At 51.9% G+C, this 13,002-nt stretch carries 17 protein-coding genes and 1 tRNA gene; 10 read left to right on the top strand and 8 right to left on the bottom strand.

The window, feature by feature from the left end:
* The first annotated feature begins 17 nt into the window (after positions 1–17).
* Both T496_RS0100715 and T496_RS13080 read left to right on the top strand, forming a co-directional pair.
* Positions 18–692 carry a CDP-alcohol phosphatidyltransferase family protein gene (locus tag T496_RS0100715; RefSeq protein WP_027449035.1) on the top strand — a complete coding sequence of 225 codons (675 nt, stop codon included), beginning with the start codon at positions 18–20 and terminating at the stop codon, positions 690–692.
* Positions 693–703: 11 nt separating this feature from the next.
* Positions 704–1,084, top strand: a complete 381-nt coding sequence (locus T496_RS13080) for a DUF4834 family protein (protein WP_044109398.1) — start codon at positions 704–706, stop codon at positions 1,082–1,084.
* Between the two features lie 7 nt (positions 1,085–1,091).
* On the opposite strand, the gene pyrH is transcribed toward T496_RS13080, so the two are convergent.
* On the bottom strand, positions 1,092–1,802 hold the full coding sequence (pyrH, locus tag T496_RS0100705; RefSeq protein ID WP_027449034.1) for a UMP kinase: 711 nt from the start codon (positions 1,800–1,802) through the stop codon (positions 1,092–1,094).
* Positions 1,803–1,855: 53 nt separating this feature from the next.
* A complete protein-coding gene (locus T496_RS0100700; protein ID WP_027449033.1) occupies positions 1,856–2,572 on the bottom strand; it encodes a biotin--[acetyl-CoA-carboxylase] ligase in 717 nt (238 codons plus the stop codon).
* Positions 2,573–2,753: 181 nt separating this feature from the next.
* Between T496_RS0100700 and T496_RS0100695 the strand changes: the two genes are divergently transcribed.
* From T496_RS0100695 to T496_RS0100685, 3 genes are all read left to right on the top strand, one after another.
* Positions 2,754–4,919 carry an alpha-galactosidase gene (locus T496_RS0100695; RefSeq protein WP_044110295.1) on the top strand — a complete coding sequence of 722 codons (2,166 nt, stop codon included), beginning with the start codon at positions 2,754–2,756 and terminating at the stop codon, positions 4,917–4,919.
* 99 nt (positions 4,920–5,018) lie between these two features.
* Positions 5,019–5,183, top strand: coding sequence for a hypothetical protein (locus T496_RS14810; protein WP_155808562.1), 165 nt, complete (start codon positions 5,019–5,021; stop codon positions 5,181–5,183).
* Positions 5,184–5,291: 108 nt separating this feature from the next.
* On the top strand, positions 5,292–5,735 hold the full coding sequence (locus T496_RS0100685; RefSeq protein ID WP_027449031.1) for a nucleoside deaminase: 444 nt from the start codon (positions 5,292–5,294) through the stop codon (positions 5,733–5,735).
* 54 nt (positions 5,736–5,789) lie between these two features.
* On the opposite strand, the gene T496_RS0100680 is transcribed toward T496_RS0100685, so the two are convergent.
* Both T496_RS0100680 and rsmI read right to left on the bottom strand, forming a co-directional pair.
* Complete coding sequence (locus tag T496_RS0100680) at positions 5,790–6,641, bottom strand: Cbp1 family collagen-binding glycoprotein adhesin (RefSeq protein WP_027449030.1); 852 nt, start codon at positions 6,639–6,641, stop codon at positions 5,790–5,792.
* A 48-nt stretch (positions 6,642–6,689) separates the two neighbouring features.
* A complete protein-coding gene (gene rsmI / locus T496_RS0100675; RefSeq protein WP_027449029.1) occupies positions 6,690–7,361 on the bottom strand; it encodes a 16S rRNA (cytidine(1402)-2'-O)-methyltransferase in 672 nt (223 codons plus the stop codon).
* 137 nt (positions 7,362–7,498) lie between these two features.
* Between rsmI and T496_RS0100670 the strand changes: the two genes are divergently transcribed.
* Together T496_RS0100670 and T496_RS0100665 are read left to right on the top strand one after the other, a co-directional pair.
* Entirely contained in the window at positions 7,499–8,107 is a 609-nt protein-coding gene (locus T496_RS0100670) for a thymidine kinase (RefSeq protein ID WP_044109396.1), read from the top strand.
* A gap of 63 nt (positions 8,108–8,170) precedes the next feature.
* Positions 8,171–8,243: transfer RNA gene (locus tag T496_RS0100665), tRNA-Lys, on the top strand.
* A 425-nt stretch (positions 8,244–8,668) separates the two neighbouring features.
* On the opposite strand, the gene T496_RS0100660 is transcribed toward T496_RS0100665, so the two are convergent.
* The 4 genes from T496_RS0100660 to T496_RS0100645 are packed head-to-tail and all read right to left on the bottom strand — an operon-like array spanning position 8,669 to position 10,421.
* Complete coding sequence (locus T496_RS0100660) at positions 8,669–8,929, bottom strand: DUF1294 domain-containing protein (RefSeq protein WP_027449027.1); 261 nt, start codon at positions 8,927–8,929, stop codon at positions 8,669–8,671.
* Between the two features lie 14 nt (positions 8,930–8,943).
* On the bottom strand, positions 8,944–9,189 hold the full coding sequence (locus tag T496_RS0100655) for an MPN domain-containing protein (RefSeq protein ID WP_027449026.1): 246 nt from the start codon (positions 9,187–9,189) through the stop codon (positions 8,944–8,946).
* On the bottom strand, positions 9,186–9,392 hold the full coding sequence (locus T496_RS0100650; RefSeq protein WP_027449025.1) for a DUF4250 domain-containing protein: 207 nt from the start codon (positions 9,390–9,392) through the stop codon (positions 9,186–9,188). The genes T496_RS0100655 and T496_RS0100650 overlap by 4 nt, the downstream gene beginning before the upstream one ends.
* Positions 9,393–9,440: 48 nt before the next feature.
* Positions 9,441–10,421, bottom strand: a complete 981-nt coding sequence (locus T496_RS0100645; protein ID WP_231477969.1) for a DUF3089 domain-containing protein — start codon at positions 10,419–10,421, stop codon at positions 9,441–9,443.
* Between the two features lie 99 nt (positions 10,422–10,520).
* On the opposite strand from T496_RS0100645, the gene T496_RS0100640 reads away from it, so the two are divergent.
* From T496_RS0100640 to T496_RS15070, 3 genes are all read left to right on the top strand, one after another.
* The gene (locus tag T496_RS0100640; protein ID WP_027449023.1) at positions 10,521–11,249 is read left to right on the top strand and encodes a peptidylprolyl isomerase; all 729 of its coding nucleotides are present in this window, start codon (positions 10,521–10,523) and stop codon (positions 11,247–11,249) included.
* The gene (locus T496_RS0100635; protein ID WP_231477968.1) at positions 11,242–12,702 is read left to right on the top strand and encodes a Y-family DNA polymerase; all 1,461 of its coding nucleotides are present in this window, start codon (positions 11,242–11,244) and stop codon (positions 12,700–12,702) included. Before T496_RS0100640 ends, T496_RS0100635 begins: the two co-directional genes overlap by 8 nt.
* Positions 12,703–12,833: 131 nt before the next feature.
* Entirely contained in the window at positions 12,834–13,001 is a 168-nt protein-coding gene (locus T496_RS15070; protein WP_197018910.1) for a hypothetical protein, read from the top strand.
* The last annotated feature ends 1 nt before the right edge of the window (position 13,002 follow it).

Here is a 13,002-nt window from a genome sequence, read left to right as displayed (position 1 = left end):
TTCAAAGAAGCACTGCTATGAAGAAGCACATACCTAACATCATCACGTGCTGCAACCTGATTTCTGGTTGCATCGCCACCTATTGGGCCTTTCAGAGCGAACATCAGTTGGCACTGCTATTCATCGTGATTGGTGCTGCCTTCGACTTCTGCGACGGCATGACGGCTCGCCTGCTCCACGTGTCCTCGCCCATTGGCAAGGAACTGGACTCGTTGGCCGACGATATCACCTTTGGCTTTGCGCCCTCTGCCATCATCTTCGATTTCTTGTGTCAGCAGCATATCCACCACCCACTGGTGCCTTTCCTGGCCTTTATCATGGCTGCCTTCTCGGCATTACGACTGGCTAAGTTCAACCTTGACGAGCGACAGGCCATGGGATTCATCGGACTGCCCACACCTGCCAACGCCCTGTTCTGGGGTGCACTGATAGTAGGTGGCGGCGACTGGCTGAGTTCTTCACCATTATATATATATGGTATGCTGGCACTAGTATTTGTGTTCAGCTATCTGCTCGTGTCAGAGGTTCCCATGTTTGCACTGAAATTCAAGACGTGGGGATGGAAAGGCAACGAGGTGAAGTATATCTTTGTGATCAGCAGCGCCGTGATGCTGGCCGCTCTTGGCATTGCAGGCATCGCTGTGGTCATTCTGTGGTATATCATCCTATCAGCCCTTTGCTATAAACGCTAAAAAGACTTCGCATGGATTTCTTCGTATTTTTGTTTCTCGCCCTTGTCGTTGCAGCCGCCTCGGTTTTCCTGGTGGTGATGTTCTATATTGGCAGAATCATACGCATGGTACGCAGATACATGCATGGAGAGATGAGCGACGAGGAGTTTCAGCGCAAGTCCAACAAATACTACTATCAGCAACAAGAGCGACAAGGTCCGCAGTTTGCAAAAGACTACTTCAAAGGCAGCAATGAGCGCAGTCAGAAGAACTATCAGGAGCAAGCTAAGCAGCACAAGACCTACACCACAAGGACCGAAGACGGACACACCATCTTTGATCAAAGAGAAAATACAAGCAAAAAAATATTCGCCCAGGATGAGGGCGAATATGTAGATTTCGTTGAGGAGTAAACAACGATTAGTTGTGCACCAAGGTGCCAATCTCCTCGCCTTCCATCACCTTTTTCAGATTGCCCACGATGTCCATGTTGAACACATAGATAGGCAAATTATTGTCTTGACACATGCAGATGGCGGTGAGATCCATCACCTTCAGACCGCGTGCCAGCACCTCCTTATAAGTGATATCATTAAACTTGGTTGCCGTGGGATCCTTCTCGGGGTCGGCCGTGTAGATTCCATCCACACGAGTACCCTTCAACATCACATCAGCCTCAATCTCGATGCCGCGCAACGATGAACCGGTGTCGGTGGTGAAGTAAGGAGAGCCTGTGCCTGCAGAGAAGATGCACACCTGTCCCTGCTCCATAGCCTCGATGGCCTTCCACTTGGTATAGAACTCACCGATTGGCTCCATGCGGATGGCAGTCATCACCTTGTTCTTCACGCCAATGGCACCCAGTGCCGACGAGAGAGCCAGCGAGTTGATGACTGTGGCACACATGCCCATCTGGTCGCCCTTCACGCGGTCGAAGCCTTTCTGACTGCCACTGAGGCCACGGAAGATGTTGCCACCACCAATAACGATGCCAATCTGCACACCCATCTCGGCTATTTCCTTAATCTGCTGAGCATAGTCGCTCAGACGCTCAGGGTCGATACCGAAGCCCTGCTTTCCCATCAGACTCTCGCCCGAGAGCTTCAGGAGGATTCTTTTAAATCTTGCCATAATCAATAATATTTTGTTTATACTTTGTTTCGTTGCTGAGAGATCGTAACAACCTATATAATGAAGCTCACCTCCTTGAACGCATAGCGCCGCTTCTGTACATTGTCGTCGCACAGACAAAGATGGCCATCCGCCTCAACATCTGTTATCTCGGCCATAAAAGGACCATTCGCATCGGCATAGGGATGAAAGCCCTTGCGACGATAGAGACGGGCACAATAGGCAGCCTTCAGGTCTTGACCCAACAAGCGGTCGAAGGCTTGCAGAATATCCTCCAACAACTGCTGACGACTGGTCTCATGCCCATGAATCTGAAAGAGCGACACCGGATTGGGGGCTTTCGACAGAAACTGGCGCTGATTCACATTCAGACCAACGCCAATGATGCTGTCATGGATGACAGTCCCCTGGAGTTGGTTTTCTATTAGGATGCCCGCCAACTTACCGTTGCGCCAATAGATATCGTTGGGCCACTTGATGCTGACATCGCCTATCTGCTGGTCGAGGACCTGACAGATGGCCAACGAGATAGCCATTGAGATATGAAACTGCTTGGCGGCGGGCAACGACTTGGGGTGAATTAGCATCGAGAACAGCAGGTTCTTGCCGCGTTCCGACTCCCAGGTGTTGGTACCACAGCCGCGTCCTGCCGTCTGATAGTCGGTCCATACGGCAATTGGCTGTTCACCATCCACTGCCGACTGTCCCTGTTCACGCAGCCATCGGTTGGTGCTGTCAGTCTCATCTATATGAATGAGTTTCCATTCCACGATGCAAAAGTACGAAAAAAATCCGTGAACCCTATTCTGTTCTCACAAAATAATTCGCAACTTTATTTCGAATTCTAACTTAATTAATTTTTATTAAGAGACACTGGTAATGGGTTGTATTATTATTTTTTGTATCTTTGCAGCAATGAAATGCCTAAACAACACTTAACCCCATAATCCAATGAAAAAAATCTTTTCTTTGCTGGCGTTCTGCCCATTGCTTTTTTCCGTGGGCAAACTCTCTGCCAAGGACGTGTTTGTGAACACGCCCAAGACCACCCTCATGCTCTCGGTCAACGAGGGTTCCACTCCCCGCATCCATTACTACGGTTCGCGCATCAGCCACAGTCAGGCGCAGGAAATCTATGATGCCATGAGCATCAACTACGATGCATACCCTGCCTTCGGGCGCACCAGTTTCGACGAGACGGCACTTAGCGTGACACACGCCGACGGCAACATGAGCACAGAACTCGCCATTACGGGATCGCGTCAGGAGGGCGACCTCACCATCATCTCGCTCAAGGACAAGGCGTACAAATTCTTCGTTGATCTCTATTATAAGGCGAACTCGGAGAGCGACGTCATAGAGACCTGGACCGTCATCCGCAACGGCGAGAAGAAGCCCATCCGACTCGAGCAATACGCCAGTGGTGTGATGACCCTCCGTCAGGAAGGTGCATGGATAACCCATTTTCACGGCACATGGGCCGCTGAAAGTCAGATGACGGAAGAACCCCTGACACCAGGTCTGAAGACCATCGTCAACCACGACGGCGTGCGCACTGCTATGGACGACCGCGCAGAGGTAATGATTTCGCTCGACGGCAAGCCCCAGGAAAACAGCGGTCGTGTTATTGGCGCAGCACTCTGCTGGACGGGCAACTACAAACTGCGGTTGGAGACGCGCGGTAAATATCGCCACACGCTCATTGCCGGCATCGATGAACTCCACACCGCCTACACCCTCCGCCCGGGCGAATCGTTCCAGACACCCGAACTCGCCCTCACCTACAGCACCGAGGGAAAGGGTGGTGTCAGCCGTGCCTTCCACCGCTGGGGGCACAACGTCAAACTCCACAACGGCCATCAGGTTCGCGACATCCTCCTCAATTCGTGGGAGGGCGTGTACATGAACGTCAACCAGGAAGTCTGCGAGCAGATGATGGACGGCATCAGGGAACTGGGCGGCGAACTCTTCGTTGTTGACGACGGTTGGTTCGGACGCAAATACCGCCGCACCGACGACACTCAGGGCCTCGGCGACTGGATGACCGACACGCAGAAACTGCCCGACGGTGTGCCCGCTCTGTTAAAGGCAGCCGAGGACCGCGGCCTCAAGTTTGGTATATGGATTGAGCCTGAGATGACCAACTCAAAGAGCGAACTCTACGAGGCACATCCCGACTGGGTGCTTGCACATCCCACACGCGAACTGTCGAAAGGCCGTGGCGGCACGCAGCTCGTGCTCGACATGTCGAACCCCAAGGTGCAGGACTACGTATTCAGCATCGTAGACAACCTCGTCAAGGGAAACCCCAAGCTGCACTACATTAAGTGGGACTGCAACATGTCGATGAATAACTACGGTTCCAGCTACCTCACCTCCGACAGGCAGAGCCACCTCGTTGTCGATTTCCACCGCGGTCTGCGCAGCACACTGGAGCGCATCCGTGCCAAATACCCAGACCTCGTCATCCAGCTGTGCGCCGGTGGCGGAGGGCGTGTCAACTGGGGATTCATGCCCTACTTCGACGAGTTTTGGGTAAGCGACGACACCGATGCCCAGCAGCGCCTCTTCATCCAGTGGGGCACGAGCCATTTCTTCCCCACGATGGCTATGGCGCAGCACGTCAGTGCATCGCCTAACCATCAGACCGGGCGCATCATCCCCCTGAAGTTCCGCTTCGATGTTGCCATGACAGGTCGCCTCGGTATGGAGATGAAGCCCAGCGACCTCAACGACCGCGAGCGCGAGTATGCCAAGAAAGCTGTCGCGTTCTATAAGGAGATTCGCCCCGTCATTCAGCTCGGCGACCAGTACCGCTTGCTCTCGCCCTACGAAGGCAATGGTTTCTGCAGCCAGATGTTCGTCACCGAGGACAAGTCGGAGGCCGTATTCTTCTGCTATAAGTTCGAGCACTATGTCGATCTCCACACCCCCCGTTGGCACATGGCAGGCCTCGACCCCGATGCCACCTATCGCCTCACCGAGTTCGAGTGTTCCGAGCACGAGCATTACTTCGAGGGCAAGACCTTCTCGGGCAAGTTCCTCATGGAGACAGGTCTCGATGCCAACCTCTCCCGGCAATTCTCCTCGCGTGTGATTCGCCTGAAGAAAATCTGACCAGCTAATAAAAACGAAAAGCCGCACATCCGTATTTGCATGGACGTGCGGCTTTTTTGTCTGCAGTGAAATAGGGTGAGGGAAAGGCAATATTTGGCAATGTCCAGGGAAAGTCAAGAGGAGTTGGCTAAAGATGAACTTTGCCCTGCCCGTTTGGCTTGTCGAATGCGTTTGAGCGGTGCTGCGAAAATCCTGAAGAAAGGCCGTCTCTTCATTGAGAAGAACGGACAGCGCTTCAATGCCCTGTGTATTGACATGAAGTAGTTCACACCAATCACCTATAACAAGTGGCGGATGGCATCTCGTACCATTCCGCCACTTTTTGTATCTATAATATTTGCTTATATGCTTACTTCTTAGTACTTTTGCATCATGGAGCAACAAAATAAAGACGAACAGTATATGCGCAAAGCGCTGGCTGAAGCCCAGCTGGCACTGCGCGAGGGAGAGATACCCATTGGGGCTGTTGTGGTGTGCAAGGACAGAATTATTGCCCGCGCACACAACCTGACCGAGACGCTGACCGACGTGACAGCGCATGCCGAGATGCAAGCTATCACGATGGCTGCCAACGAACTAGGAGGTAAATACCTCACTGAATGTACGCTCTACGTCACCGTTGAGCCTTGCGTGATGTGCGCCGGTGCTATTGGCTGGGCACAGATACCAAGGGTAGTCTTTGGTTGTGCCGACGAGAAGCGCGGCTATCAGAAATATGCCGCCCACGCCCTGCATCCGAAAGCGCAGGCCATAGGCGGTGTACTGGAAGAAGAATGTCGCGAGTTGATGCAGACGTTCTTCCGCGAAAAACGCTAATCTCATAAAAACAACATGCGACAACCCGATGGGCTGACGCATGTTGTTTTTATATTACTTTACCTGAACAACCAGGTACTTGCTGGTGCTCCAGAAGCGCTGGGGATCAGTGATGCGCAGCACATACTGCTTGTTGGCATCACGCAACAGGTTGTAGGTTCCGGCAGGATGATTGGTGAGCAACTTAGCATCACGAGACATCAACTTGATTTCCTTGTCCACACGGATGTCTATCTTCGTGAAGTAGTTCTTGTTGAAGTTGCCCTGCAACACCTCACCCTTCTTCAGGATGTTCTGCTCTTTCAGCTCTTTCTTTGTGCCAAACACAAACCAAGCTGTGTTCAACTCCTTATCCTGCGTCGTGATGGTCTCCTGCTTGTGCTTGTTGTCCTCGGCCAGCGTGCTCACATTATCTGCCAGATTGCTTACCTTTTCATCGAGCTCAGCAATGTGGATATCTTTCTCAGCCAGTTCCTTACGCAGTTCCTCGAGCTCGGCAGTCTTGGCCTGCAACTGTTCCGACAGGCTCTCCACCGTCTTCTTCAGTTGTTCGCTGGCAATGCTGCCTTCACGCAGACGGATGCGCAACTTATTGATCAACTCACGGTTCTCAGCAAGTTTCGACTGGATAAACTGCACATTCTCACGAATCTTGGTCTCGTTGTTAGCGCCTTCACCTGTACGCTCCACGGTGACGCGACCTTCAGCCTCGTTGATGGCCTTAAAACCTTCCTGTATCACGTTCAGGGTTTCCAGCATATCGCTAATTTCGCTATCCTTCTGATAGTTCACTCTGTTCAACGAATCAATCGTATGATTCAGAGCCAAGTCATTGGCATCCTTAGCACCATTCTTACATGCGACAACAGCCAACATGCAAACGCACCATACCAAAATCTTTTTCATATACTTTATTATATTTATTATGTTCAAAAACTAAGATTTTAAGCAAACTCAACTCTTTCCAGCCAGCACAATGACTATCTCGCCACGGGGCTCAGTAGTCGTAAAGTGCGCAATGACCTCCTCAAGACTGCCACGCACGCTCTCTTCGTGTATCTTCGAAATTTCACGGCACACACTCACCTGGCGGTCGGCACCAAAAAACTCAGCAAACTGCTGCAGGGTCTTCAGCAATCTGTAGGGCGACTCATAGAAAATCATGGTGCGCTCCTCGTCAACCAGCGACTGCAACTTCGTCTGGCGTCCTTTCTTCTGAGGCAAGAAGCCCTCGAAGGCAAAACGGTCGCAGGGCAGTCCGCTGCTCACCAGCGCCGGCACAAAAGCCGTTGCTCCAGGTAGGCACTGCACCTCCACCCCAGCCCTCACAGCCTCACGGGCTAGAAAGAAACCAGGGTCGCTGATGCCGGGCGTTCCTGCATCGCTGATCAGTGCCACGTTTTGTCCGGCCAGCAATCGTTGAACCACCGAGGCACTGGTGCCATGTTCGTTGAATTTGTGATGGGAAAGCAACTGATTCTTAATGTCGAAATGCTTCAGCAGGATGCCCGATGTACGGGTATCCTCGGCCAATATCAAATCGACTTCTTTCAGGATGCGTATGGCGCGCAGCGTCATATCTTCCATATTGCCCACAGGCGTGGGTACTATATATAATGTTCCCATATCGGATGCAAAGGTAGTGATTTTTAGTTCATTGTTTGTAGTTCGCAATTCATAATTGGCGCAAATTAACAACATTTTACTAAAAAAAACTCTGACCAACGAACTACGAAGTATAAACTTTTTGCTATCTTTGCACCATGATTACATATCCTACAACAGGCGAGAACCATCGTCCCGGCAGAATCGAAGTGGTTTGCGGATCCATGTTTTCCGGAAAGACCGAAGAACTGATCCGACGCATGCGCCGCGCTCAGTTTGCCAAGCAGCGCGTGGAGATATTCAAACCAGCCATTGATGTGCGCTATTCCGAGGAAGACGTGGTGAGCCACGACCAAAAACATATCCAGTCAACACCCATTGAATCCTCGGCCAGCATTCTCTTGCTGACCAGTGACATCGACGTGGTGGGCATCGACGAGGCTCAGTTCTTCGACGATGGCATTGTCAACGTGTGCAACGAACTGGCCAACCGTGGCGTTCGTGTCATCGTGGCAGGACTTGACATGGACTTCCGTGGTGTTCCCTTTGGTCCTATGCCTGCCCTTTGCGCCATTGCCGACGATGTCACCAAGGTGCATGCCATCTGCGTCAAATGCGGTTCGCTGGCTTACGTCAGTCACCGAAAAGTGCAAAACGACAAGCGCGTGCTGCTGGGCGAAACACAAGAATACGAGCCCCTTTGCCGCACTTGTTATCAGCATGCCATAGCCGAAGAAAAAGCAAAAAACGAAAAAACATCGCAATAAATTTGGCGGGTTCAAAAAAAGTTCGTACCTTTGCACCCGCTTTTATTTAAAAGCACTGAGGTTGATCCGCTAGCTCAGTTGGTAGAGCACAACACTTTTAATGTTGGGGTCTTGGGTTCGAGCCCCAAGCGGATCACAAAAAGAAGAGGTCGCAAGACCTCTTTTTTTGTTTTCTCACGCTTGAGCCTCTCACCCAAGGGTTCTTTCAGTCGCTATGCTTGGTGAAAGCGAGCAAGCTCGAGCGCGAGCCACAAGCGGATCTGAAATCCAACAACGGCACTTTGATGGGGTTATAGCAGCACCTTTGTAACTCAATAGTGGCACTTTGGCGATCTTTCGACTTAAGTCGTGAGATCTGTTGACTCCAGTCGTGAGATCTGTTGACTCCAGTCGTGAGATCTGTTGACTTAAGTCGTGAGATCTGTTGACTTAAGTCGTGAGAACTGTTGACTTAAGTCGTGAGATCTTTCGACTTAAGTCGTAAATTAGAATAGTGGCACTTTTGGGTTAGTAAGGCGTTGTTGTTGGGTTACTAAAATGCAGTAACCAGGTGGGGAAAGATTAAATGAGCATTAAAGCCACCACTATTTGTAGCGCCATGATGAGCGGAACGCCATACCTGAACTTCTTATGCAACGTCTTATGATGGAAAAGCCTCATCGCAAACAGTGCACCGACGCTGCCACCAATCACTGCCAACATCAGAAGCGTACATTCCGAAATGCGCCAAGCCTTCCGTTTTGCCTTAGACTTGTCTATGCCGTAAACAAGGAATGTCAGGATGTTTACGCCAAGCAAATAATATAATACCCAATCACTCATTTCGACATGCTGAGTTACAACATCTGTTCTAGTACCTCGACAGCTTTGGTGATATCTTCCAGAAAACACGCATGGTCGTGCAAGAAATCCTCCTTACCATTGCTAATCAACGCATACAACTCCTGGTTCATAGAATCAGCATAGTCGGCAATAGCCATCTCGATGTCGTCTTTCTGCCAGTCGAGCGTGGAGTGTGCATAGATCCTCTGCTTCTGGTGCAGGAAGCTATAGGCTGTCTCAATACTATCTTTTGTCATCATCTTACTGCATCATAACCAATGGGGCGAAACTGCCGTTGCTGTTCACTGTACACAAAGCCGTTACCCTTTAGGTAACTCTTCAGATCTTCTGGCTCCGTATTAAAATTATAACATAGCGACTCCAAGGTATCGAACTCGTCGTCGCGCAGCAACATATTAACGCTCGATACCAGTATAGCAGGATCCTTGGGTAAGTATTCCATGATCTTAATGAGAAGTTAAATTGAGAGTTTAACGCAGAGGTTTTGAAATTATTCTTTGCGATGACGCCAGGCTTGGGCACGTACCTTGATATTTCGCTGCAGACACTCACTGTAGAGCCAGGGCTCGCAACTGTGGATGTCGCCCACGTTCAGGAATCCTTTATACGGCGGATACTCCTTGCCGTCATAGCCTTTCACCACCAGCACATGATGCTCGGGCGACAGTGTCACGGTGATGGTGTCGTGCAGCACTGCCGGTGTCGCATCCGTATGCCAGTTCACGGGGTTGATGCTCATACAGGTAGCCGCAATCACGGGATGGGCATACTTCACATCTTTCACCGTGTTATAACAGATGGTGACACCCGTATCGCTCTCGCCTTGCGCCGCCTTCAGGTGCTTCGACTGCAGCGTGTCGGCCTCCGTCACCTTGTAGCCCAGCACATAGGCGGCTGCCAACTGGCGGTAGGTGTCGTCGCTCATGTGTTTCAGCAGTTCTACCACGGCCATGCCGCCCTGACTAAATCCTGCCACTATCAACGGACGCGTAGAGTCGCGTCGCGCCAGGAAATAGTCGAAGGCTGCGCACACATCGTCCATCGCCATGCGAGCACGACGGCGAATACTGTCTTCATCGGCCACCATGAAGGTCTCTATCGTAGCGTGGCGGTAGTAGGGCGCGTAAAACCTGTTGCCTGGTGCCATATAGGCTGCCACCTTGTTCATCTCGCGGGCCATATGTTTACGATGATGCTCGTTCCACACATCGGCATAGTGACTGGTTCTGCCAGCCTCATCCTGCCAGTCTTCCTCCCATGTGGACACCACATAGAACACGTCGGCACCGTTGCCACAACTGTCGCCATCCACCGTTATCCACATGGTGGAGTCACTATAGTCTGGCGCCTCGGGCACCAACACCATTTCCTGTGTTATATCACGTTGTGTTGCCGACAGCGCATACAGCGCCACTGCACCTATCAACAGCACAGCTGTCAGCATCCATAGCTTCTTGCGTTTCATCTTCATTATTTTAAAAACCAACTGCAAAGATAGTTATAATTTCCCTTTTTTTTGTAATTTTGCACCGATAAATAATTAGAAAACCACTAAGTATCAGCGATTACTATGAAAGTAAATATCCAAACCATGCTAGGCGACATCATTGTCCGCCTCTACGATGAGACCCCTATCCACCGTGACAATTTTATCAAGTTGGTGAAAGAGGGCTACTATGATGGCACCCTGTTCCATCGCGTGATTAAAGACTTCATGATTCAGGGCGGAGACCCCGATTCGAAAGGTGCCCCTGCCGGCAAGATGCTGGGCGTGGGTGGTCCCGACTATACCCTCGAAGCCGAGATCAAGAGCAACCTGTTTCATAAGCGCGGGGCCCTGGCTGCAGCCCGTCAGGGCGACGAGGTGAACCCCGAACGTCGCAGCAGCGGTTCGCAGTTCTACATCGTCTGGGGACAGGTTTACAACGAAGGACAGCTGCGCCAGTTCTCCAAGCAACTGCGCATGCAGAAGGTTCAGGATGTCTTCAACGCACTGGCTGCCCAGCATCGCGACGAGATCATGCAGATGCGCCGCGAGCGCAACCGTGCCGGTCTGCAGGAGCTGCAAGACAAACTGGTAGCCGAGGCCGAGGGCCAGGTGGGCAAGGAAGGTCTTACTGACGAGCAGTTGAAGCTCTACTCTACCGTCGGCGGCACACCGCATCTCGACGGACAGTACACGGTCTTTGGTGAAGTGGAGCAAGGTCTCGACGTGGTTGAGATGATCCAGGGCACCGCCACCGGTCGTGCCGACAGACCTGTTGACGACATCGAGATGCGCATCACCGTGGTTGAGTAAACCACTGCTTTTCCCACAAAGTCTTTCGACCGTCTTGTCGTCACAACGAACATACATAGCCATTGACCTGAAGTCGTTTTATGCTTCAGTAGAGTGCGTGGACAGGGGACTCGATCCTCTGTCCACCAATCTCGTGGTGGCCGACGAGAGCCGCACCGAAAAGACCATCTGTCTGGCAGTGACGCCATCACTGAAAGCCTATGGCATCGGCGGCAGAGCACGCCTGTTTGAAGTTTATCAGAAGGCAAAGGGCGTTGACTTTATCATTGCCAAACCACGAATGGCACACTACATCGAGGTCAGCGCCAACATCTACAACATCTACCTGAAGTACCTCGCGCCCGAGGACATCCACGTCTATTCCATTGACGAGGTCTTCATGGACGTCACGGCCTATCTCGGCTCCTATAAGATGACGGCCCACCAGTTGGCCATGACCATGATACGCGATGTCTTGCAGCAAACGGGCATCACCGCCACCGCCGGCATCGGCACCAACCTGTACCTCTGTAAGGTGGCCATGGATATCGTGGCCAAGAAGATGCCTGCCGACAAAGATGGTGTACGCATTGCCGAACTCGACGAGCAGACCTACCGACAGCAACTGTGGGACTACCGCCCCATCACGAAATTCTGGCGTGTGGGCCATGGCATCGCCGAGAAACTGGCCCGCCACGGCATCGAGACCATGGGACAGTTGGCCCGCCAGTCTGTCCTAAGCGAAGAACTGCTCTACAAGCTCTTTGGCGTGAATGCCGAACTGCTGATAGACCACGCCTGGGGATGGGAACCATGCACCATGGCGGCCATCAAGGCCTATCGCCCCGAGAGCAACTCCTTCAGCAGCGGACAGGTGTTGCAGTCGCCCTACAGCGCCGAACAAGCGCGCGTGGTGGTGCAAGAGATGGCAGAAGGCATGGCCTTAGACCTGGTGCGCAAACGACTGGTCACCGACCAACTGGTGCTCACTGTGAGCTACGACACCGAGTGTCTCACGCGTCCCGACATCCGCGATCGGTATCAGGGCGAGATCACCATCAACTACTACGGCAAACCGGTGCCCAAACATGCACATGGCTCCTACTCGTTTGCCACACCCACATCGTCATCGCGCCTCATCATGGAAGGGGCCACCAGCATCTTCGACCGCTGCGTGAACCCTATCTTGCTGGTTCGACGTCTGAGCCTCACCACCAATCATGTCACATCGGAAGTCACCGCCCAACCACAGCAGAACACGGTTCAGCAGCTGGACCTCTTCACGGACTATGACCAACTGCAACAACAGCAGCAGGAAGAGCAAGACCGGTTGGAGAAGGAACGCAAACTGCAAGAGGCACAACTGAAGATCAAACAGCGCTTTGGTAAGAATGCCATCCTGCGCGGTCTGAACTTCAAAGAAGGTGCCACCGCCAAAGAGCGCAACAGCCAGATTGGAGGGCATAAGGCGTAGTGCGACTTTGTCGCAAAGTGAGAGGTGAGTGCGCCTTTGGCGCAAGATGAGAGATGAGAGGTGAGAAGTGAGAGGTGCGGCGTTGCCGCAAGATGAGAGGTGAGAGATGAGAGATAATAATAGTTATTATTATGGATAACTACGACGATATTATAAATTTGCCACACCACGTGTCTAAGCGACATCCGCAGATGTCGATGTGGAACCGTGCTGCACAATTCGCTCCGTTTGCAGCACTGACAGGCTATGATGCTGCCATTGCCGAAACGGAGCGAAAACACGAACAGTCGGAAGAATAAG

The organism is Xylanibacter brevis P6B11 (assembly GCF_000621825.1).
GTDB classification, from domain to species: domain Bacteria; phylum Bacteroidota; class Bacteroidia; order Bacteroidales; family Bacteroidaceae; genus Prevotella; species Prevotella brevis.
The sequence above is the reverse complement of the archived record's forward strand: the minus strand, read 5'-3'. Positions and strand labels throughout refer to the sequence as shown.